General features: G+C 35.6%; 23 protein-coding genes. 9 read left to right on the plus strand and 14 right to left on the minus strand.

The genetic code is table 11. From position 1 onward, the window contains the following. Nucleotides 1-162 precede the first annotated feature (162 nt). Nucleotides 163-954: a S1/P1 nuclease gene (locus ACLI50_RS03020; protein ID WP_110011560.1), complete on the minus strand. Its 792-nt coding sequence runs from the start codon at nucleotides 952-954 to the stop codon at nucleotides 163-165. 485 nt (nucleotides 955-1,439) lie between these two features. Here ACLI50_RS03020 and ACLI50_RS03025 point away from each other — a divergent pair, with 485 nt between their 5' ends. Genes ACLI50_RS03025 through ACLI50_RS03040 form a run of 4 tightly spaced genes read left to right on the plus strand, consistent with a single transcriptional unit; the run spans nucleotide 1,440 to nucleotide 5,754 of the window. Next, the gene (locus tag ACLI50_RS03025; RefSeq protein ID WP_238349626.1) at nucleotides 1,440-2,357 is read left to right on the plus strand and encodes a type VI secretion system baseplate subunit TssG; all 918 of its coding nucleotides are present in this window, start codon (nucleotides 1,440-1,442) and stop codon (nucleotides 2,355-2,357) included. Between the two features lie 54 nt (nucleotides 2,358-2,411). Beyond that, nucleotides 2,412-3,314, plus strand: coding sequence for a TssN family type VI secretion system protein (locus ACLI50_RS03030; protein WP_110011562.1), 903 nt, complete (start codon nucleotides 2,412-2,414; stop codon nucleotides 3,312-3,314). Between the two features lie 25 nt (nucleotides 3,315-3,339). Further along, the gene (locus tag ACLI50_RS03035; RefSeq protein ID WP_202840598.1) at nucleotides 3,340-4,479 is read left to right on the plus strand and encodes a hypothetical protein; all 1,140 of its coding nucleotides are present in this window, start codon (nucleotides 3,340-3,342) and stop codon (nucleotides 4,477-4,479) included. A gap of 27 nt (nucleotides 4,480-4,506) precedes the next feature. Next, nucleotides 4,507-5,754: an aminotransferase class V-fold PLP-dependent enzyme gene (locus tag ACLI50_RS03040; protein ID WP_411413123.1), complete on the plus strand. Its 1,248-nt coding sequence runs from the start codon at nucleotides 4,507-4,509 to the stop codon at nucleotides 5,752-5,754. A gap of 53 nt (nucleotides 5,755-5,807) precedes the next feature. Here the strand turns inward: ACLI50_RS03040 and blaIND are convergent, their stop codons facing one another. Next, entirely contained in the window at nucleotides 5,808-6,536 is a 729-nt protein-coding gene (gene blaIND / locus ACLI50_RS03045) for an IND family subclass B1 metallo-beta-lactamase (protein WP_411413124.1), read from the minus strand. 162 nt (nucleotides 6,537-6,698) lie between these two features. After that, the gene (locus ACLI50_RS03050; RefSeq protein WP_202840594.1) at nucleotides 6,699-7,172 is read right to left on the minus strand and encodes an Lrp/AsnC family transcriptional regulator; all 474 of its coding nucleotides are present in this window, start codon (nucleotides 7,170-7,172) and stop codon (nucleotides 6,699-6,701) included. Nucleotides 7,173-7,308: 136 nt separating this feature from the next. Between ACLI50_RS03050 and ACLI50_RS03055 the strand changes: the two genes are divergently transcribed. Then, nucleotides 7,309-8,199, plus strand: a complete 891-nt coding sequence (locus ACLI50_RS03055) for a DMT family transporter (protein ID WP_238349624.1) — start codon at nucleotides 7,309-7,311, stop codon at nucleotides 8,197-8,199. A gap of 247 nt (nucleotides 8,200-8,446) precedes the next feature. Here ACLI50_RS03055 and ACLI50_RS03060 read toward each other — a convergent pair whose 3' ends face one another. Further along, complete coding sequence (locus ACLI50_RS03060; RefSeq protein ID WP_202840590.1) at nucleotides 8,447-9,100, minus strand: metal-dependent transcriptional regulator; 654 nt, start codon at nucleotides 9,098-9,100, stop codon at nucleotides 8,447-8,449. An 85-nt stretch (nucleotides 9,101-9,185) separates the two neighbouring features. On the opposite strand from ACLI50_RS03060, the gene ACLI50_RS03065 reads away from it, so the two are divergent. Further along, complete coding sequence (locus tag ACLI50_RS03065; protein WP_202840588.1) at nucleotides 9,186-10,214, plus strand: threonine aldolase family protein; 1,029 nt, start codon at nucleotides 9,186-9,188, stop codon at nucleotides 10,212-10,214. Between the two features lie 181 nt (nucleotides 10,215-10,395). Here the strand turns inward: ACLI50_RS03065 and ACLI50_RS03070 are convergent, their stop codons facing one another. Then, nucleotides 10,396-10,899 carry a hypothetical protein gene (locus tag ACLI50_RS03070; protein WP_411413125.1) on the minus strand — a complete coding sequence of 168 codons (504 nt, stop codon included), beginning with the start codon at nucleotides 10,897-10,899 and terminating at the stop codon, nucleotides 10,396-10,398. A gap of 226 nt (nucleotides 10,900-11,125) precedes the next feature. Here ACLI50_RS03070 and ACLI50_RS03075 point away from each other — a divergent pair, with 226 nt between their 5' ends. Beyond that, on the plus strand, nucleotides 11,126-12,088 hold the full coding sequence (locus ACLI50_RS03075) for a hypothetical protein (RefSeq protein WP_411413126.1): 963 nt from the start codon (nucleotides 11,126-11,128) through the stop codon (nucleotides 12,086-12,088). A gap of 9 nt (nucleotides 12,089-12,097) precedes the next feature. Here the strand turns inward: ACLI50_RS03075 and ACLI50_RS03080 are convergent, their stop codons facing one another. The 7 genes from ACLI50_RS03080 to ACLI50_RS03110 all read right to left on the minus strand — a co-directional run bounded on the left by ACLI50_RS03080 (nucleotide 12,098) and on the right by ACLI50_RS03110 (nucleotide 16,697). Beyond that, nucleotides 12,098-12,652, minus strand: coding sequence for a DUF4256 domain-containing protein (locus tag ACLI50_RS03080; RefSeq protein ID WP_411413127.1), 555 nt, complete (start codon nucleotides 12,650-12,652; stop codon nucleotides 12,098-12,100). Between the two features lie 340 nt (nucleotides 12,653-12,992). Next, the gene (locus ACLI50_RS03085) at nucleotides 12,993-13,391 is read right to left on the minus strand and encodes a DoxX family protein (protein ID WP_411413128.1); all 399 of its coding nucleotides are present in this window, start codon (nucleotides 13,389-13,391) and stop codon (nucleotides 12,993-12,995) included. Between the two features lie 17 nt (nucleotides 13,392-13,408). Beyond that, a complete protein-coding gene (locus tag ACLI50_RS03090; RefSeq protein ID WP_110011568.1) occupies nucleotides 13,409-13,987 on the minus strand; it encodes a YdeI/OmpD-associated family protein in 579 nt (192 codons plus the stop codon). 188 nt (nucleotides 13,988-14,175) lie between these two features. Beyond that, entirely contained in the window at nucleotides 14,176-14,646 is a 471-nt protein-coding gene (locus ACLI50_RS03095; protein WP_411413129.1) for an SRPBCC domain-containing protein, read from the minus strand. Nucleotides 14,647-14,854: 208 nt separating this feature from the next. After that, nucleotides 14,855-15,187: an ArsR/SmtB family transcription factor gene (locus ACLI50_RS03100; RefSeq protein WP_002979291.1), complete on the minus strand. Its 333-nt coding sequence runs from the start codon at nucleotides 15,185-15,187 to the stop codon at nucleotides 14,855-14,857. A gap of 145 nt (nucleotides 15,188-15,332) precedes the next feature. Further along, nucleotides 15,333-16,211, minus strand: coding sequence for a TIR domain-containing protein (locus tag ACLI50_RS03105; RefSeq protein WP_202840575.1), 879 nt, complete (start codon nucleotides 16,209-16,211; stop codon nucleotides 15,333-15,335). 66 nt (nucleotides 16,212-16,277) lie between these two features. Further along, the gene (locus ACLI50_RS03110) at nucleotides 16,278-16,697 is read right to left on the minus strand and encodes a helix-turn-helix transcriptional regulator (RefSeq protein WP_202840574.1); all 420 of its coding nucleotides are present in this window, start codon (nucleotides 16,695-16,697) and stop codon (nucleotides 16,278-16,280) included. 149 nt (nucleotides 16,698-16,846) lie between these two features. On the opposite strand from ACLI50_RS03110, the gene ACLI50_RS03115 reads away from it, so the two are divergent. After that, nucleotides 16,847-17,077, plus strand: coding sequence for a SymE family type I addiction module toxin (locus tag ACLI50_RS03115; protein WP_228406585.1), 231 nt, complete (start codon nucleotides 16,847-16,849; stop codon nucleotides 17,075-17,077). 241 nt (nucleotides 17,078-17,318) lie between these two features. Here the strand turns inward: ACLI50_RS03115 and ACLI50_RS03120 are convergent, their stop codons facing one another. Further along, nucleotides 17,319-18,107: an O-methyltransferase gene (locus ACLI50_RS03120; RefSeq protein ID WP_110011573.1), complete on the minus strand. Its 789-nt coding sequence runs from the start codon at nucleotides 18,105-18,107 to the stop codon at nucleotides 17,319-17,321. A gap of 503 nt (nucleotides 18,108-18,610) precedes the next feature. On the opposite strand from ACLI50_RS03120, the gene ACLI50_RS03125 reads away from it, so the two are divergent. After that, on the plus strand, nucleotides 18,611-19,393 hold the full coding sequence (locus tag ACLI50_RS03125) for a YdcF family protein (protein ID WP_411413130.1): 783 nt from the start codon (nucleotides 18,611-18,613) through the stop codon (nucleotides 19,391-19,393). A 322-nt stretch (nucleotides 19,394-19,715) separates the two neighbouring features. Here the strand turns inward: ACLI50_RS03125 and ACLI50_RS03130 are convergent, their stop codons facing one another. After that, a complete protein-coding gene (locus ACLI50_RS03130; protein ID WP_411413131.1) occupies nucleotides 19,716-20,111 on the minus strand; it encodes a VOC family protein in 396 nt (131 codons plus the stop codon). Between the last annotated feature and the right edge of the window lie 92 nt (nucleotides 20,112-20,203).

Here is a 20,203-nt window from a genome sequence, read left to right on the forward strand (position 1 = left end):
ATAATTTCCCTAAATCCTAAATCCTAAATCCTAAATCCTAAATCCTAAATCCTAAACCTTAAACTTTAAACAAAAAAAAACGAAACCGAAGTCCCGTCTTTATATCTAAGATTACTATTGCAGGCTATTATGGTTAATGAACCTGCAACCCGTAACTTGTAACTAGAAAAGCTCGTTTAATACTTTTGCCAGTCTCAATCCTCCGTATAGAAGCTGTCTTTCCATCGTTTCATTAAACTTGTACTGGTAATCGTAAGCTAATTTAGAATCATTTGGAGTCTGTGCATAGATCTTATTGGCGATTTTGTGAGAATCATACAGCCAGTCTTCCAGTGTTCCGGACTGAATCTGTGCTACTTCTTCTTTAGATTTGATATCTAAAAGCTTAGAATATTCGGTGTAGCTGTATTTTTGAGAATCTACTAATTTTCCATCCCAAACAGAGTGTAAATTTGTTTTTTCCCCGAAATAGGTAACATTGATTTTGTTTCCACCTAAATCTTCAGCTCTTCCTACGTGTAGAGGCTGAGCAAGATCTCCCATAATGTGAATAAGGAAGATCAAAGCAATTTTTCTGTCTTTTTCAGAAGTGTTTTTATCTTTGATCTGGCTGGAAAGGGTATTTACCTGAGTATAAAGGCTTGGTCCCGCCTGTGCTTTTAAGTTTTGTTCGAAAGCTTTAAAATCAGTCATCGGATCAATGTTTACATAATGCCATGATGAAGCCTGCTTCCATGCGCCTGTTGTATCAGATTTGATAAAATCCGGCCAGTTTGCCCAGTAAGCCAGACGCTCTTTTCCCATGATCTTTTTAATCTCTCTTCTTGCTTTGCGGGAAAGGTGGTTTTGTGCAATGTCTGCAATCACTCTGTGTCCCGTTAATCCCCACGCATAAGAATAAAGTGAAGAGGCCATGAATGCTAAAATCAGAATTTTAGAATAAATACTTTTCATTTTAAATAACAATTTTCAGTCTGCAAAGATACGGCCCGCTTTCGGAATGAGCATGCTTTATCCTGAATTTATTCCATATGATGATGTTAATAAAATTTAATTTAAATAAAAGAAGCAATTACAGTAGGTTTGACGGCTCGAATTTTTCCGGTAATAAAGGTAACAGGAGAGAACAATACGGATTACAATTTAAAATCTGAATCACAACCTTACACTTTAAATTTTAAACCTTGAACTTTAAACGATAAATGAAAACCCTTTAATCGATTGATTCTGAATAGTTAATTTTAAATTTAAAAAAGCAAATAAATAGGCTGTTTACCGTATTTTCACGGAATTTGTAGAAAATTATTCCTATTAATGTCAATAAATTATTATTTTTAGGATAAAATTGTTGTAAAAATATTTTTTCAAACTTATGAGATATATTATCTTTACAAGTCATAATCAGAGGAAACACTATGTATGAGAATAATATTGTAGATATGCATTACAATAAGCTGCAGACAGACTTTAAGGCTGAAGCTGTGGCTGTAAACCTCTTGAAATACCATCGTGCGGTAAGCAATATCTTCATTGAGCGTGTGGGCGTAAACGACCGTGCTTACCTGAAAGATATTAAAAGTATTTCAAGCAGTTATTTAGGATTTGATGAGGAAGTTTTTACTATAGAGACTTACAGGGAAGGCATTTATGACTATCTTCCGGAAGGTTTATTCCATCCGCCGTCTCTCGGAGCTTCCAGAAAAAATGTAGATACTGTAGTAAGAGAAATCCGGAAGCAGAAAAGGGTAGAAGATGATGCCCGTAAGTTTTTCCGGCCTTTTGAGCTGGAAGTATTTTTTACAGAAATAAGTGCTTTGCTTAAAGAATCAGAATTTGATATTACAAGCAATACAGATTCTTTGCTGGAAACAGTGAGTGAGCTTTGGCCTCTTATAAAAATGCTGGACAAGCAGAACGCTTATATTTTTATGCATATTTTACCGTTTTTCCATCAGATCAGAGGAGACAAAAGATGGTTTGAAAGATGTATGACTGCTTTTCTGCAGGTACCGGTAAAAGTAAGTTTTTCACCTAATATTATTGACGGAATTGAGAAAAATGATAATTCCATGTTACTGGGAAATTCAAGATTGGGCGTCACCTATATTCCAAGCGGACCTCATATGGACGGGCAGCGAAACTGGGTGGTAAACATTGGTCCTATTCCTTACGGGGATATGAAGAAATATATTCCGGGAAGTCCGTTCAGAAATGTGCTTCAGGCTCTGTATGATTATTTTCTTCCTGTAACAGTGGACGTAGAGGAGAATTTTGTTACCGAAAAGAAGGAATATTCATTCAGCCTTGAGGACGATGAAAGAAATGCCAGCCGCCTTGGATACTCTACATTCCTCTAAATTATTTTATTATATTTACAACTACCAACAAAGTATAAATTCGAAAAGAAACAAATGGAAATTTCTTCAGTAAAAGGTATTTTTCTAAGGTATATCTTAATGCCTTTAATCGCTATTATTATGATGGTTATACTGGGTGTAATCAGGAGAAATAAACCTGCGATAAAAATTAAAGTAATTATTATATACGTACTGCTCTGCAGCTTATGTCTGGCTATTCCGGGTGTTTTTGGGTTTGCGGGAAACCTTTTTAATCCGTACTGGTATCTTATTGCACAGGTGATCTATCTTATTTTTGGGATTATTCATGTGAATCTGCTGCATAAATATTTCAAAAAGCACATCGATTCTCTGGCAATGAGCATTCTGTTTGAATCTATCCTTTCTCTGACGTGTATCGCTTTGGGCGGATATCTTTTTACACTGCTCTTCAACCTGATGAGTAAAGGTACAGGATATGCTGTAATGGCAGCGACAAGTATGGTGATCTTTGTGGTTCCGATGGTTTTTTATTACTGCTATATTCAGTTTATCAGCATTCCTTTTGATATTTATAAAACGTGGAGATATTCTCCGGAGCAGAAACTGCCTGATTTTGAAGGTGCCGATTTTGACAGATTAATGGTCCTGAATGTTGAACTGAGCAAAAAATTAGAAGATACCAACCGTTTCAGAATTAAAGCCAAAACACTTCCTACCGGAGTTACTTTCGGAGACTGGTTCTACAGGGTAGTAGATGATTACAATCATAAAAATCCGGGTTCCATTATTCATCTTTCAGACGAGGGAAATGAGCCTTATTACTGGATTTTCTACACCAAAAAATCGTTTTTCAGTTTTAGAAAATATATAGATTTCGACCACGACATTACGACAAACAACATTTCTGAAAATGAAGTGGTGATTTGTAAGAGAGTTATTCAGCATGAAGAGGAGGGAGTCACAAGAAAATCATAACACAAAAAATTAAAAAGTATTAAACATGATACAGCCTATTAAACATTTTGCCATCAATTGGGTGGATGGGATGAAAGTTTCCCAGAGACACCTTAATGATCAGGATAATTTCTTAATCGATACCATCAGAGATTCCAATTCCCTTGGAATTACTACATATAACTACGGGCTTTTACCTATTTCGAACGAATTTACAGACCGTACCATTTTTGACGTTCACAACACGGCAACCAATGATGTACAGCTTGTAATTAAACGTTGCAGCGCCGTTACAATGGCTGGATACCGTATTGAACTTACGGACAGAAGAATCAGTGTGAAGTCTTTGGCGAAATCAATGAATGAAGAGCAGGCAGACGGGGAATATTATATCCTGATCTCTGTAAATCCTTTTGATAAAGTACCTTTTGGAGATATTGATCCTGAAGAAATTCCGCCACGCCATCCAAGTGCACAGCCGAATCATCATATAGAACTGCTTCCAGTAACATCCTTGAACAGCAGCTATTCAGGAGGAAATTATCTTATTATCGGTAAGGTAGATTTAAAAGGAAATATTGCCCAGGTGGATTCCAACTTTATTCCGCCTTGTACTTCTGTGCAGAGTCATCCGGCTTTGGTAGATTATTACAGCAGCTATGCAAAATCTATCGGAAATCTTCAGCAGTATGCTTTTAAAATTATCCAGAAAGCTTCTCACAAGAATCAGAATACAGCTTTAGCACAAAACGTTAAGTTTTTGTGTACTACCATGATCAATACTTTTGGTGATATGTATTTCCAGTTCAGAAATATAACACCATGGCAGCCACCTGTATTTTTAATTGAATCTTTTGCAAGACTGGCGCTTCATTTATACAATTCAACCCAGCTTCTTGTTCCGGCAGAACTGGAGGAAATGCTGAACTACAGCTTAGAGTGGAGTGAAATTGCTCCTCATACCTTATTAAATCAGCTTTCTATTGTAGCAGAAACGAATTATGACCACCATAATTGTGGTGAACCATTGCTTTATATTCAACAGATGTTGAGAAGCCTTGAAATTATTTTCTCTAAACTGAGCGAGCTTGATTATATCGGTCAGAGAAAAGAAAATATTATCGTTAATGAGCAGGAAGTATCCACGAACACGAATCCAAAAAGAGGTTGGAGTGTTTTAGATTAAAATCATTAATTAAAAATAGAGTCCCGGATGAAAATTCGGGATTTTTTATGGTCGTATTTAGGAAAAATTAAAAGTACATTTGTTGTAAGGATTGATAAAATGAATTTAGAGGTTATAAGACAGGAGACTCCGGGATGTTCGGATAAGATATTTTTAAACAGTGCAGGCGCATCACTGATGCCAAAAACCGTTGTAGAGGCAACAATTAAGTTTTTATATGAAGAGCAGCAGCTTGGAGGCTATACAGCCGCAACTAAAAACACAGGTCTCATCAACCGGTTTTATGATGAAACCGCAAAGCTGATTAATACAAAACCTTCCAATATAGCATTTGTAAGCAGTTCTACAGATGGCTATGCAAAAGCTTTATCCAGTATTGATTTTAAAGAAGGTGACTGTATCATTACCACCAATGATGATTATATCTCCAATCAGATTGCTTTTATTTCTCTGCAGAAAAGATATCATATTGAAATTGTAAGGGTTGCCAACCTTCCTGACCATGAATTGGATCTGGAAGACTTTGAAAGATTAATTAAAAAACATAACCCCAAATTAATTGCTGTCACTCATATTCCGACCAATTCCGGTTTAATTCAAAATGTGGAAGGAGTTGGGAAGTTATGCAAACAATATGATGTTCTATATCTTGTGGATGCCTGTCAGTCAGTAGGCCAGATTGTAGTGGATGTAGAAAAAATCCATTGTGATTTTCTGACGGCAACCGGAAGAAAGTTCATGCGAGGACCTAGAGGGACAGGATTTTTATATGTTTCAGATAAAGTATTAAACCAGAAAATGTATCCTCTGTTTTTAGATAGTTTTGGGGCTCAATGGACATCATTTGATGATTTTCAGCTCAATGATACTGCTAAAAGATTTGAACTTTTTGAAAGACCTTATGCTGCTTTGGCTGGATTTGCAGAGGCTTTACGCTATGCCAATGCGATTGGAATGGATCAGATTGAAAGCTATAACCGCAAGTTGGCAGATACTTTAAGAATCAATCTGCAGAACTACGGTTTCAGAGTGTTGGATCAGGGAAACAGATTAAGCAGTATTGTAACTTTCTGCCAGGCAGATGGAAAGGTTGAAAAAATTCATAAAGCTTTGAGTGATCATAACGTGTTTTTTAAGGAAAACCGCAGACAGGATGCATTAATAGATTTTACCTCTAAAAATGTAGATCATGCGATCCGTTTATCCCCTCATTATTTCAATACAATGGAAGAAATTGAAAAAGTATCACAACTTTTAGAAAATAGTAATTATTAATATGATGGTTTAAAAATCGAAGCGCCCTGGCAATTCGCCAGGGCGCTTCTAATTTATTTTTTATTCAGAAGATCAAGTGTATGTTCTACGTGTTCGCCTCCTTTCCATTCATCGTGTCCGGGGATAATCAAAGTTGCCTGTGAATATTTGTCTTTAAGTTTTGTCATGGTTTTCGGCCATTCTGCAACATTGGCTTCTCCCGTGTACCCAAGATCAGCTGCTGCTTTACTTTTTACAAGACAACCTCCGTCCAGTATTTTATATTTCGGGAACCATACCACTACATTATCCGCAGTATGTCCTTCCCCAAGAAAATCTACTACAAATTCTTCACCACCAATGCGGTAAGGTTTTCCTGTTTTGATAAGTTCGGTAGAGGTTGCTTTTCCATCTTTCTTCAAAAGCTCATTGGTTTTCGCTGTAGCGTAGGTTTTGATCCCTTTCTTATTATAAAAGCTTAAATCTCCGGCTCTGTCTTCATGCGAATGAGTGGCAAATACCGCAATAACTGGAAGGTTATGTCTTTTCTGAATAGTATCTAAAAGACTTTGATACTGTGTTTTCTGCCACGGAACATCGAATAAGACAACTCCTTTTTTGGTCACCAGATAAACCGCATTGGTAGAATATTCTTTCCCTCCGAATACTCCGAAAGTTTTATAAATATAAAAATTGGGCTGAATCTGTGGTTCAATGACAAAATCTCTTACCTGAGTGGTCTGAGCCGTTGCCAATGGACTTAGCAACATCGAAATAATAAAAAACGGAATGCTTTTTTTCATAATTTTTTTAAGTAATAGTTAAAGGTTGGGTATTTGCCGGAAAGACAAAGCCTGTAGAAAGTTTTGCAAACCTAGGTAAAAATAAATTTTCGGCTCTTTTAAAAATAGAGTTTAACCGTTTTTTAACGATTTCAGGTAAAATTACTTCCGCATATTATAATGTTATAGCAACATATTAATTGGAATTTCAAGTCCTGATTTTACTGTATTCATGGAGACTAATGTTCTGAAATGTTTGATATTATCATTCCCATAAAATATTCTGCGGGTAAGCTGTTCATAATCTTTCATAGAAGAAACAACAATGATCAGTACAAAATCCGATTCTCCCGTTACGTAGTAACATTGCTGAACTTCCGGAGCAGAAGTAAATAGTCTTTGCGCTTGATCTATCAGGTCAATTTTATCTCTTTCAAGAAAAACTTCTACAATAAGAGTAACAGAATGTTTTACTTTCTCCGTATCAATCACAGAAACATCTGCTTTGACGATTCCCGTTTCCCGCATTCTTTTGATTCGTCTCTGTACTGCAGCAGCAGATAGCCCTATATGTTCTCCAATATCTCTTTGTGGAGTAAGATTATTCTTTTGCAGAATTTCAAGGATTTGCAGGTCAAATTGATCAAGTTCATTCATTTTTTCAAAATTAAAGAGTTTTATGAAACAAAATTGCAAATTTATACTCAAATTTCGTGAAAAATCAAGTCATATTTGATGCAATTTTGCATTTCAAATAGAATTTATCATTATGAATGTACTAAAAGGTTTTTGTTTGGCAGTACTAGCTGCTTTATTTTGGGGTGTTTCCGGGACATTTGCACAATTTCTTTTTCAACAGCGGGGTATTAATATTGAATGGCTTATTACCATACGTTTACTCATTTCGGGGATATGCCTTTTGCTGTATGCAAAACTTGCAGATAAAACAGAGCTTTTTGAGATCTGGAAAAATAAAAAAGACGCTATACAACTTGTTGTTTTCAGCATTACAGGAATGCTGGCAGTTCAATATACTTACTTTGCAGCTATAAAATATTCTAATGCTGCTACTGCAACTGTTCTGCAGTATGCAGGACCTGTTATCATTGCTGTATATCTTGCTTTTAAAAATAAAAGAGTTCCTGTTCTGGTTGAAATAGCAGCGATTGTTTTAGCGGTTTTAGGAACTTTTCTACTGGTAACTCATGGAGATACATCCAGTCTTTCTGTCTCGGGAATAGCTTTGTTCTTTGGTCTGGCTTCAGCTGTTGCATTGGCTGTTTATACATTACAGCCGGTGAAACTTTTATCAAAATACAAATCTTCTCTCATCATTGGATGGGGAATGTTTTGTGCGGGCATCGTATTCAGTTTTGTAAAAGCTCCATGGGATATTCAGGGAGTATGGGACATGCAGACATTTGGGTATACGGCATTTATTGTACTATTCGGGACATTGATCGCTTTTTATTTTTATCTGTCGGCTGTTCAGATCATTGGAGGTCAGAAAACAAGTCTTCTTGCGTCTATGGAACCTCTTTCTGCCACAATCTTAGCGGTGCTTTGGCTTAATGTTTCTTACTCTTTAATCGATTGGATTGGAAGTATATTTATTATTTCAACTATTTTTCTGTTGAGCATAAAACCTAAGAAAGTCAAAATAATACAGGAAAGAGCAGACTGATTTAAATTATTTTAAATTGAAAAATATTAGCGTTGAGTTTTTATAGTGCTTTTGGTAAAATGACAAACCTAACAGGTTTTTAAAACCTGTTAGGTTTAGCATAAGTAAAGTTTCGCTGTAAGCTGAAAATCAGAATGATTCATCTTAACTATACTTTTCGCCTTAAATTTCTTAATGGTTGAAATTCTTGAAAAGTCTGAATTTTTTAATGAAAACCTGTTAGGTTTATTTTTTCAGTTGTAATGATTTATTTCTTTACGAGTATTTTCTCAGCGGCTTTTTTGCTTAAAATTTCTGTTTTTCCCTCAATTTCTATCGTCATTGATTTATCAAAACTTTCTATTTTTACAATTTTTACCTTGGTGTTGAGCAGCAATTTCCTGTCATTCAGATACGTAAGGAAAGCATCGTCGGAAAGGGTAACAGAGGCAAAGGTGACAGTTTCTCCCGGCTCACAACTACTTAATTTTTGCAGATCCTGGGCAATGATATTCCCATCTTTATCAGGAATAGGTTCTCCATGAGGATCGAATTTAGGATGATCCAGAATTTCATCCATTTTATCAAAAAAGATTTGAGAATGTACATGCTCAAGCTGTTCTGCAATCTCATGAACGTTTTCCCAACCGAAATTCATTTTCTTAACCAGGAACATTTCGGTAAGCCTGTGTTTACGAACCACCAGCGCAGCTTCACGTCTTCCGCTTTCGGTAACGATTAAAGGCTTATAGGTCTCATAGACCACCCATTTTTTCTCGGCAAATTTCTTCATCATGTTATTGACACTCGGCATTTTTACATTCAAAAATTTGCTGAGTTCATTAATCGTAACCTTTCCTTCATTGTCAACTAAATGAAACAAAGCTTTCAGGTAATTCTCTTCTGTTAGGGTTGTTCTCAAAATGTTAGATGATTTTCATTACAAATCTAACAAAATAAAATGAAAAGTTCGCTCTTGTTATTTTAACTTTTTTTACTTTTACTCTATGAAATTTTCATTCAAAAACGACTATTCTGAGGGTTGTCACCCTAATATCTTACAGGCACTTTTACAGCATAACCTTGTTCAGCAGGCCGGCTATGGAGAAGATGAATTTTCCTTGAAGGCCAAAGCTTTGATTAAGGAGAAAATCAATAATCAGAATTCGGATATTTATTTTGTTTCCGGAGGAACACAGGCTAACTTAATTGTTATTTCTGCAATTCTAAAACCTTATCAGTGTGTAATATCTGCTGCTCCCGGGCATATCCTGAATAATGAAACGGGAGCCATTGAAGCTACAGGTCATAAAGTACTGAGCATCGAAACGGCAGACGGAAAAATAAAACCATCAGATATTGTTCCAATTTTAGAGGGACACAGTAATGTACCGCATCAGGTGATGCCTAAACTGGTTTATATTTCCAATTCTACAGAGCTGGGAACAATCTATCAGGCAAAAGAACTGGAAGAACTTTCTGCATTTTGTAAGGAAAATAAATTATACCTGTTTATGGATGGGGCAAGGCTTGGTCATGGACTGACTGCAGAAATCAGTGATCTTACCCTGGAGAAAGTAGCCGCTCTTACCGATGTTTTTTATCTTGGAGGAACGAAAAACGGAGCATTAATAGGTGAGGCAATTGTAATCAATAATCCTTTGCTACAGGAAGATTTTGCTTTTAATATCAAACAGAAAGGAGCATTACTGGCAAAAGGAAGATTGTTGGGAATCCAGTTTTCAGAGCTGATGAAAGATAACCTGTATTTTGAGCTGGCACAACATGCCAATCAGCAGGCCATGAAGATTAAGAAAGCTTTGCAAAAAAAAGGAACTGCATTTCTTTCAGATACTTATACCAACCAGATTTTTCCTATTCTCAGTAACCAGCTCATAGAGGTATTATCTGAAAAATTTGAATTCTATGTCTGGAAAAAAGTAGATGAAAATTTTTCAGCCATTCGTCTTATTACTTCGTGGAGTACAGGGGATGAAGCTGTGAACCGTTTTATTGAAATGATTGAACAGAGTTAAGATAGAATGAAAAGGCTGTCTCAAAAGTCCACTAGTGGATTTTTGTCATTCTGACGAAGGAAGAATCTCTATGACAACAACTCCATGAGATTCTTCACTAATTTATGAACTTCGTTCGCAGACTTTCAGTCTGTGTTCAGAATGACACTTTTGAGACAGCCTTTTTTTATTTTATAATGAATTATTTTTTCAAAGCTTCATTGACTACTTTACAGTCTGCAGGCGTTAGCTTCTGTCCGTCTTTATAACTGATTTTTTTCTCGTCAGCATATTTGGTTTGTCCGTCCTCTTCCTTATGATCACCAATACCTTCCGTCAAAACATTATCCTTTTGAAGGAAGTAGATATCTCTTTTGCTCTTTTTCCCTTCAGAGCTGAATTCATAGATTAGTTTCAGGGTGTCTCCCGATTTGAAACCTGTTACATCCCCTTTTGAGCTGTCTTTTTCACTGTTTTTATAGGATAATTTTCCGGTGATTGTTCCTAAATTGTCATCAATAGAAGCAAAAACACTGTCTTTTCCTGTAACCCCGATATAACAGAACGATTTTGGCCCAAGGGTATCAATTACCGGTTCTTCCACAGCAATGGTATCTGCTTCCACTTTGGGAGCCGGAGCTTCAGTTTTCTTATTACAGTTGATTAAAAAAGCTGATACAGCGCCCAATAAGATTAATTTTTTCATATCCTTCATTGTTAAAAATCAAATTTCTATTCTGCTAAAATAATAATAGTATTTGTATATTAAAAATAGGATATGAAGAGATAATGGTTTTTTGGTTAAAATTAATATTTCATAAAATGGATTTTAAGGAAAAATATTAATTAAAATATACATTGAAATTACCAATACTTATGGCATGAATTGTTTTTAGGCACGGAAAATGATTTACTTTTTTAAATTGATTGTAATGAAAAAGATTACTAAAGTGCTGAGCTTGGGATTATTTATTTTAGGTATATGTTTTGTCGGGGGACAGGCTCCTAAGAATTATATTTACACTTCCTCGGGAGATCTGCATGGAATTGAAAAACTGATTACCCGTAAAGATATCGGCGGTGTACAGATTGTCTACAACTGGAAGGCTTTGGAAAAATCAAAAGATGTCTATGATTTTTCGGTTATTGAGAAAGATCTGAATTATCTGACGAGCCTTAACAAAAAACTGTTTATTCAGCTTCAGGACAGATTTTTTGAGCCACAGGCGCGATATGTTCCTGATTATATATTGAAAGATAAAGAATATAACGGGGGATTGGTACCTCAATATGATAATCCGGGAGAGAATAAACCTGTTGGAAACGGCTGGGTTGCCCAGCAATGGAATCCAGCTGTCCGGATGAGATTTCAGAAGCTGATAGGAGAACTCGCAAAGAAATTTGACGGAAAGATTCAGGGGATTAATCTTCCGGAAACATCGATCGATATTGATATGAAGAAAGATAAGACAGGTTTCAGCTGCGACCGTTATTTTCAGGCCGAATTGGAAAATCTAAAGTTTGCAAGAAATGCTTTCCACCATTCTTACGTTCTGCAATATGTCAATTTCTTTCCGTGCGAATGGGAAAATGATCACCAGTATATGTCAAGACTTTTCGATTTTGCTTACCAAAATAATATAGGACTGGGCGGACCGGATATTGTTCCGGATAAGAAAGCCCAAATGAAAAATTCTTATCCTTTTTTTAATCAGTACAAAGGAAAACTTTCTCTGGTAGCGATGGCTGTTCAGGAGCCGACTTTGACGTATATAAATCCGAAAACTAAAAAGCCTTTCACCAAAGAAGAATTTACAGAATATGCTGAAAACTATCTGGGTGTAAAAATTATATTCTGGAGTGTGGAATCTCCCTGGCTGAGAGATCCCAGTTGATTATTCTCCTTATACTTTTAATATTCCTCTGAAACCTCTTGCGGCATAATAAGAATCTGCACCATTGTGATACGTAAATACGGTATTGTATCGTCTGTCGCAGAAAACAGCACCTCCAAGTTCACGGATCTGCGGTGGTGTTTTGATCCAGCTTGAAGTCTTTTGGTCAAATTTTCCCAATTCCTGAAGATGACGGTATTGTTCTTCTGTCAAAAGTTCAATACCCATTTCTTTAGCGGTGTCGATGACGTTACTTTCCGGTTTGTTGGCTTTTCTGGCATCCCAGGCTTGATAATCATAACATAAGCTTCGGCGTTTGGGGCTTTCGGGAGAGCAGTCAACGAAAGAGTATTCATCTGTTTTTTTATTATAATCTACCACGTCGGGTTCGCCATCTGTGGTTTCCATTTCGTATAAAGACCGGATTTTTTCGGGATGGGCTTCCAGTTTTTGCTGGATTTTTTCCCATTTCAGGTCTTTATGACGGTTCATATTCTTTTCGAAACGGGTTTTTAGTGTTTTTAAAAGCTCGTTGGTTTGTTCCGGGGTTAGTTTCTTTTTCATGTCAAATTTTGTTTTGTTATGTGGATATGCTGATTGGTATTGTTGGAAATCGCGAAGACGCAAATTTTATTAATAATGGCTTGTTTAAAGGCGCAAAGATTTTATCTTCGATAAAATTTCTTTCTTTTTTAATCTTAAATGATTTTAATAAAAACTGTTTAAACCTATCAAAGAATGTTCAGTATATATTGAACCATTAAGAAGGATTTAATTGATAAATATTAAGATGGATTATTCTGACTTTAAGCTTAAAGCGAAGCTCATCTTAATATTCTAAATAGCTTAATACAATCTTAATGTTTCAAAAATAAAAGTTTAAACAATTTTAATATCATAATGATTAATCAACGATAGTAATTTTTCTTTCTGCAGGTCTGAAATACCAGGAAATAAGTACTAATACCAATAGTAATACTGCCGGAAAAGTTCTGCCGGCTGTATCGCCAACGATAAGGTGGGAAATAACAGCGCCTGACATCACAAAGAAAAATCCTGCGTAAGCCCATTCTTTTAAAAGCAAACGCTTAGGAATTAAAATAGCGATAACGCCAAGAATTTTCCATACTCCGATGATCGTCATCAGATAAGAAGGATAGCCGAGATTGGTAAAATTGGCCAGTTCATCTTTGTTTTTCATCAGTTGGACAATAGCTGTTGAAACCATGCCCAGAGCCATCCATAGGGTAAATATCCAATAGATGATTTTTGTTCTTTTTTGTGAAGGTTGTGGTGTGTTCATGATTGTTTTTTTTATAATTAGTCGTTTAATCCTATTCCGTCCATGATTTGTGGAATGCATTTTTCAATGCGGGCTTCGCGGGTTTTAGATTGTTTGGCAGAAGAAAAGTGGAGCAGGTAAGCTCTTTGTCTTCCCGGAGTTAATGCTTTGAAAGCTTCCTGTAAAGCAGGATTTTGATCCAGTTTCTCCTGAAACTCTTCAGCCATTTCAAACTCTTTTGTTTTCTTCATTTCCACTTTAGCACCCGATTCTTCAATTTCAACGGCTTCAAACATATAAGCACGAAGAACATCTTCCAGATCATTGATTTGCCCTACTTCTGTAAAGCGGATCTGTCTGGCCGCCTGTACATTTTTAGACTGCTGAATCAGGATATGGTCCGGGTCTTTCATTAAAGCTCCTTTAAAAAAGAGAAGCGCACAATATTCCTTAAAACCGTGGATCAGGAAAATATTTTTCCCTTCATAAGTATAACAGGGACAGCCCCATTTTAAATCTTCTGTAAGTTCTGTACTAAGAGCAATCGTTCTTAATTTCTCAAATTCTTCCTGCCATTGTCCGGCATTTTCGAAGAAAAAATTAACTTTTGGATTCATAGTTCTGGGTTTTTGGGTTAGAGGGTTTGAGAGTGGGAGAGTATAAGGGTTCAAGGTTCAAGGTTTAATGTTTAAAGTTGTTATCCTTCACTGATCATTGACGATTCACTTGCAAAGCAAAATTCACTATTGACATTGATGTTCATAATTTGAGCCCTGTTGCCCATTGTCTATCATCTCTTCGTCTATTATCTTTTAGTCTCTCTAAACAATTCCTGCAAACGGTTATGCGCCATATTAATGCCCTGTGCAAATGGCATTTTCAGGTGCTGGTCTCTGAAGTCTACAGATTTATAAATGGTTTGGATGGTAATTTTGCTGGTGGTATCGGTTAATTTTTCAAATGTTAAAAACTCGATCTGAACCGGAAAAGGCGTGTTCTCCATCTGAAAAGTTCTTATAATTTTCTCATTCTGAACAATATCATGAATGGTTCCGTTGGCACTGAAGACCACATCGCCCTGAGGATTTAAAGTTTCGAAGCGATAACTTCCGTGCGGTTTGTTTTCGAATTTAGTTACTTTCGTTCCCATCCATTGCTCGAAAAGTTCAGCTTCTGTATACGCTTTGAAAAGCAGTTCTACAGGAAGGTCAAATTCTCTGATGATGAAGATTTCCTGTTTGCCGTCTTCTGCGTGGATTTTTGTTTTAAGTTCCATATTTTGAGTTTGGTGTTTAAGTTTGAGGGTTTGGGAGTGTTAGAGTGGGAGAGTATTAGAGGAAAGAGTTCAAGGTTTGCTGTTTAAAGTTCAAGGTTGTCATTCTTTCACTGGTGATTGACGATTCACTTGCGAAGCAAAATTGACTATTGACATCCACCAGTTAAATTTTGATGCCCTTGTCTATTATCTATCCGTCTATCATCTTTTATGTCTTATTATTCACATTCTGATACGCTTTCATCACACTTTCCAGCTTGTTGAACTTCTCATCCCACATTTTGCGGAAAGGTTCTATAAAATCGGCTATTTCTTTCATTTTATTGGGATTTAGGTGATAGATAATTTCTCTGCCGTTTTGTTCAGATCTCAGCAGTTCGCATTCTGTAAGGATCTGGAGATGCTTTGAAACGGTAGGCCTTGCCGTATCAAAATTGGAAGCGATAGCTCCCGCCGTCATCGACTGTGCCGCCACCAACATCAATATAGACCGTCTCGTAGGATCTGCTATTGCCTGAAATACATCTCTTCTTAAATTCATTGTGTAGTTATTTGACTACAAATATATGTGTAGTTATTTAGCTACGCAAGTTTTTTTTGAAATATTTTTGCATAAGAATTATTATAGTCATGTAAAAGACTTATTAAAAAAGACCAGCTAATAAATAGTTGGTCTTTTCTTGGCATTAAATGATTTTATTAACATCAATTTCGTATCCTGCAGCCTTTAATTCCTTGGCAATTTGTATTTTCCAATTTTCTACATTATCAATCTCAGTGTAGAGTATTCCGTATAAATCGCTAGGTAATTCTACTCCTTTTGCATAGAGAGGACATACTCTGTTCCTACCTAATTTTCCGATAAAATATCCCATTTCTAAAATAACATTTTGTCTAGCTCTCAGGTTTAAGTTTTCATCTTTTTTTGCTTTTCCTAAGTCATCATCTGTCAAAAGGATAATTGCAAAACCAACATTTGATAGTTCCTCAAACTTTTCAATGATAGTTTTACCTGAATTTGGTTGTTCATGAAGAATAATCGGATTTAATCCCAGTTTTTCTAATGTTCTAGCAACATTTATTTTTACTTCATTATTATGTCCATGTACAATAAATATATCATTATTTATTTCTTTGCTATCTGTTTTTGTAATACCAGTTGTAATTTGGTCAGGAACTTCAGATTTCATTAAATCAATTTTAGCAACAATTTGTTTAAGATTTGTAAGTTTATTATTTAATTTTTCCCTAAACTCTTTCAGCTCATTTCTTTGATCGTTACCACCCATCAAAATTCCGAAGAAATTATTTACATCATCATATCTTTTTTTATATTCATTAAGTTCATTATTAAATGACTGCTTTAAAAGCTCTGAGTTATAATCATTCCAATTGTAATAATCATTTTTGGCTTCCTCTAATTGTTGCTGAGTCTGGATCTGTCTATTATAAATTTCAGTTCCAGCTTGTATACGCTCATTTATCTTTTCTTTAAAATAATCTTTACCAACAATTAGTTGTGTAGATATTTTTTCTGGTTGTGTCGTTTTTTTTCTGGTAGCCATTTAATATTTGGTTTAAGTCTATATAGAGATTATAAATTAATCATTATTTATTTTTATAAAGTATGTTTAGTTATTTTTTTTCTCAATCAACCTCTCCAATTTCTCAATCATTTCCCTCTGCTGCTCCAGCATACGCTCATAAAGCTCCACCATTTTATCAATAGGATTAAAGGTAGGTTGATAACTGTATAAGGAATTACCGGTAGCATTATCATTGTTATTGACAGTATTAGAAATAATATTCACCGCCTGTTCTTCATCAAAATTCTCAATCGCTTCCGCGGGAACTTTCAAAATCCGGGCTACCTGTGCCAGAATATCAGATTCTACGGTTTCTTTTTGTTCCAGAAGGGAAATTTTCTTTTGGTTCCAGTCGTCGCCCAGCTCAAAAGCCAGAGCTTCCTGTTTGATGCCCAGCATTTCGCGGAAACGCTTTATATTTCTACCCTGATGTATTTTTTTATTTTGCATATCTGTGTAACTCATAATAACAAATATAAAGCTTTAGAACAAAAAATAATGCTCTGTTTTAAAATAAATACTATTCTAAAATATCCGTCTTTAAGAATAAAATATCCTTTATCCGGATGGTTTATCCTTCTTATTATCCTTTCATTTGTTGAAAAATAACAAAGATGAAAAGAAAAAGAAGAATGAACAGCAGCAAATATAATGAACTGCATAATCGTAACCTTACGGTTTTCCTCAAATCGTTTTCAAGAGCGTATGGCAGAATCGTGTACTTTCCCGAAATAAGAATTACAGGAAAGTGGGTACAGCAATGTGGCTTTCAGGCAGGAGATAAGATATTGGTAACCGTAAGCAGGAACCAGATTATTTTGGAAAGGGAAGTGAGCTATGAGTGAAAGTATTGGTTTTAAACCATCAGGAGGCTTAAATTTTTAAAATTAAAGTTTTTTTATTTTGAACCATTAAGATTGTAGGAAGAGGTTAAGAGGATTAAGATTCGGTTCGGCCTCTAATGAGAGTGCTTTTGAATGTAGTGGTAAGGCTTCATGAATGTCTTGTGTTCTCTTCATATTCTTAACAGCTTACCGCTTTCTTAATGGTTTTTAAATTAAGTATAGTTTTATCTCATCAATCGCGTTATTTAGCTCTGATGAGCGGAATATATTCTTTTACAAAAATGCCGATATATTTTCCATTATATTCTACAACACAAGTGCTGATATTCATTCGGTTGCAAAAATCCTGATACGCGGAATTGTCTCCGATATCATCACTGATAAACACTCCGCCAGGTCTCAGTTTTTTATAGATCTGATGATACGCCCACATTCTTCCGTGGTAACTTTTATCGGAATCATAGTGGAAAACATCAAAAGAGGAAGCCTGTTTGAAAATTTTAGGCAGAGATTCTCTATCGGCAAAACGGAATAACTTCCAGTATTTTTTAAGATGATCAGGAACAACACATCCTGCATACTGATCTCCATTCTGGGCAAGAAAAGGCATATCTGAACTATAAAGTGTGCCGTTTCTTTTTTGAAGCGAAAGCAATATCGCCAGTGAAGACCATCCATAAGCTACTCCGGTTTCAAGAACGTTTTGTGCTTTGGTGAATTCACATGCATAATAAATAAGCTCCAATGCACCATGTTCACCCATTTTGACAGGGCATTCTTTTTCTTTTACACCGGCTTTTTGCAGGATATCAGCATAAGCAGATCTGAAATGATCAGCATTGCTGGAGAAAAGTCTGGAGATCACCTCTTCCTGAGAAACGGCTATGGATGCAGCCCAGAAATTTGCTCTGGCTTTTCCTTTGGATGGACTTCTTCTGTTGAATGTGTTTTTGATAATTTTCCTGCCCAGTTCAGGATAAAGAGGGGGCCTTTTAAGATAAGCTACAAATGTTTTGAGGACTGTTGACATTTCACAGATGTTGTATTATAGTTTTCAGCAAATGTACTTTTTTTAAAGGCCATATTGCATTGAGACAACATTAATTTTAACATTAAATCTGTTAAGGTTTTGTAATAAATACAGTCCGGAAATTATCGGTGAGATCTCTTCTTGTTTTTAATTGAATAGATCAGTTTGGCTTTCAGTTTATTAAAGTAGAAATCGTTTTTTTATACGTGAGGAAGAATTTTTGTTTTTTCCTTTACAAAAATGCCTTTCCAAAAATATATGGAGTACGGTCATCAAAACGGTGATACTTTTCTGCTTTTTCACTGGGGTAGGTATTTTATTTAACACACTAAAAAGTGTGTTGTATGCAAATGTATAAAATAAATGGAAAAAATCAAAAGAAAAATAAGACGAAATCATCCTGATTATATAGAATGGTTTGCTGCTGTAAAAAGTTATACTCAGAAAATTGCTTTATCTTTGGGCTTTTAATGTTTGCAGGTATTAAATAATATTATTTGAAGATGAAGTTTTTATTAGACCTTTTGTTTCGTACAATCCAGCTTTTTACAGAGCCTTATTTCTTAGTATTTCTCGCAGTGGTTATCATTGCACTTTTAAGAAGAAAAAACAAACGTAAAAACCTACGGATAGGAATTGGCATTGTTGCCGTTTTAATGATCATTTTTATAGGGAACGGTTTTCTCGGAAAGTTCACCGCAGAATATCTGCAGAAAAGTTATGTGAATACTATTGCGAATAAAAACGGGGCTTCTCAGAATCCTGTTATCGTTGTATTGGGTGGCGGCGTTGTAGATTTTAACCATACAGAAAAGCTGCATACTTTGTCTTATTCCAGACTGGTAACGGCTTATCAGCTGTATCATGAATACAGGAAAAATAATCTGCCTTGTAAAATAGTCATTTCAGGAAAGGGGAGAGGACATACAAGTGAAGCAGAACTCTTCAGCGAAAATTTTAAAAACATGGGGGTTCCGGATGCTGATATCATCAAAGAAGACAAAAGTATGAATACCTATGAAAATGCAAAATATTCCAGCAAGATCCTTAAACAGATGGCTCCTTCTGATGTCTACCTGGTGACTTCCGGTTTTCATATGAAAAGGTCTGTGGCTTTGTTTCAGACATTTGGAGTAAAACCTGTTCCGCAAGCTTCAGATTTTATAGATACGGAAATTACCTGGTTTCCTAACAGCTATAACGCAGCATTTACTTTTGTGATGCTTAAAGAAGTACTGGGAATATGGCAGGTGCAGCTGTATAACAGTTTGGGATTGAACGGGTAATACATAAACTTATGATATAAACCGGACACTTAAAATTACTTGAGTGTCCGGTTTTGTTTTTATAGTAAACGTATGTAAGCTGTACAAAAACCATAAAGTCATAAAACCTATCATTTTTAAACACTTGAATTCAGAAGTTTAAAATAAAACTTAAACCTTTAAATCATACAAAGTGTTAAATATTAGTCAATTATAAAAAAAGCAATAAAACCTCCCAAAAAAGCCGTATTTATCAAGTCAGTAACTATGCTATCTGACTGAAAACAGAGGAGATATACGGGCAAATTGTATTTCAGCCTGATTATTTGGTTTTTGTAAAGGGTTACATAAAAAATACATTAAACTTATGTCCATCCGGATCTGCAAATACAAAACCATAGTAATTGTCTCCAAAAGTCTCAGGCTCTGACACAATGGTTCCGCCAGCTTTTTTAACTTCTTCAGCCCAATTGTCTACCTGAGTTTTATTTTCTGCAGAAAGGGTAAATATGATTTCGTTGGAGTGGTGGGGATCTCCAAACTTCATACTTTTCAGGTTGTTTTCAATAACAGTTTGTAAGAAAAAGTGAATAATAAATTCATTTCCAGCCATAAAAAAACTTACCAGTTCATTGGATGTATGTGGATTATTGGGCCTGAAACCCAGTTCAGTATAGAATTTCTGTGTGCGTTCAAGGTCGGCTACGGCCAGATTGGCCCAGATCATTTTAGGTTTCATATCAGTACTATTTTGGTTAGGATAAAGGTATTTTGTTTTTACAGAATAAAAACTGTCATGGGACAAGATTTCGTATTTTTAAGGGGTAAATG

Origin of the sequence: Chryseobacterium cupriresistens (assembly GCF_046614675.1) — a bacterium.
Lineage (GTDB): Bacteria > Bacteroidota > Bacteroidia > Flavobacteriales > Weeksellaceae > Chryseobacterium > Chryseobacterium cupriresistens.

Bases quoted from the DNA above. Each gene is read 5' to 3' on its own strand.
- ACLI50_RS03020 (WP_110011560.1), bottom strand. From the start codon at position 954: ATGAAAAGTATTTATTCTAAAATTCTGATTTTAGCATTCATGGCCTCT.
- ACLI50_RS03025 (WP_238349626.1), top strand. From the start codon at position 1,440: ATGCATTACAATAAGCTGCAGACAGACTTTAAGGCTGAAGCTGTGGCT.
- ACLI50_RS03030 (WP_110011562.1), top strand. From the start codon at position 2,412: ATGGAAATTTCTTCAGTAAAAGGTATTTTTCTAAGGTATATCTTAATG.
- ACLI50_RS03035 (WP_202840598.1), top strand. From the start codon at position 3,340: ATGATACAGCCTATTAAACATTTTGCCATCAATTGGGTGGATGGGATG.
- ACLI50_RS03040 (WP_411413123.1), top strand. From the start codon at position 4,507: ATGAAAATTCGGGATTTTTTATGGTCGTATTTAGGAAAAATTAAAAGT.
- blaIND (WP_411413124.1), bottom strand. From the start codon at position 6,536: ATGAAAAAAAGCATTCCGTTTTTTATTATTTCGATGTTGCTAAGTCCA.
- ACLI50_RS03050 (WP_202840594.1), bottom strand. From the start codon at position 7,172: ATGAATGAACTTGATCAATTTGACCTGCAAATCCTTGAAATTCTGCAA.
- ACLI50_RS03065 (WP_202840588.1), top strand. From the start codon at position 9,186: ATGAAATTTTCATTCAAAAACGACTATTCTGAGGGTTGTCACCCTAAT.
- ACLI50_RS03070 (WP_411413125.1), bottom strand. From the start codon at position 10,899: ATGAAAAAATTAATCTTATTGGGCGCTGTATCAGCTTTTTTAATCAAC.
- ACLI50_RS03075 (WP_411413126.1), top strand. From the start codon at position 11,126: ATGAAAAAGATTACTAAAGTGCTGAGCTTGGGATTATTTATTTTAGGT.
- ACLI50_RS03080 (WP_411413127.1), bottom strand. From the start codon at position 12,652: ATGAAAAAGAAACTAACCCCGGAACAAACCAACGAGCTTTTAAAAACA.
- ACLI50_RS03085 (WP_411413128.1), bottom strand. From the start codon at position 13,391: ATGAACACACCACAACCTTCACAAAAAAGAACAAAAATCATCTATTGG.
- ACLI50_RS03090 (WP_110011568.1), bottom strand. From the start codon at position 13,987: ATGAATCCAAAAGTTAATTTTTTCTTCGAAAATGCCGGACAATGGCAG.
- ACLI50_RS03095 (WP_411413129.1), bottom strand. From the start codon at position 14,646: ATGGAACTTAAAACAAAAATCCACGCAGAAGACGGCAAACAGGAAATC.
- ACLI50_RS03100 (WP_002979291.1), bottom strand. From the start codon at position 15,187: ATGAATTTAAGAAGAGATGTATTTCAGGCAATAGCAGATCCTACGAGA.
- ACLI50_RS03105 (WP_202840575.1), bottom strand. From the start codon at position 16,211: ATGGCTACCAGAAAAAAAACGACACAACCAGAAAAAATATCTACACAA.
- ACLI50_RS03110 (WP_202840574.1), bottom strand. From the start codon at position 16,697: ATGAGTTACACAGATATGCAAAATAAAAAAATACATCAGGGTAGAAAT.
- ACLI50_RS03115 (WP_228406585.1), top strand. From the start codon at position 16,847: ATGAAAAGAAAAAGAAGAATGAACAGCAGCAAATATAATGAACTGCAT.
- ACLI50_RS03120 (WP_110011573.1), bottom strand. From the start codon at position 18,107: ATGTCAACAGTCCTCAAAACATTTGTAGCTTATCTTAAAAGGCCCCCT.
- ACLI50_RS03125 (WP_411413130.1), top strand. From the start codon at position 18,611: ATGAAGTTTTTATTAGACCTTTTGTTTCGTACAATCCAGCTTTTTACA.
- ACLI50_RS03130 (WP_411413131.1), bottom strand. From the start codon at position 20,111: ATGAAACCTAAAATGATCTGGGCCAATCTGGCCGTAGCCGACCTTGAA.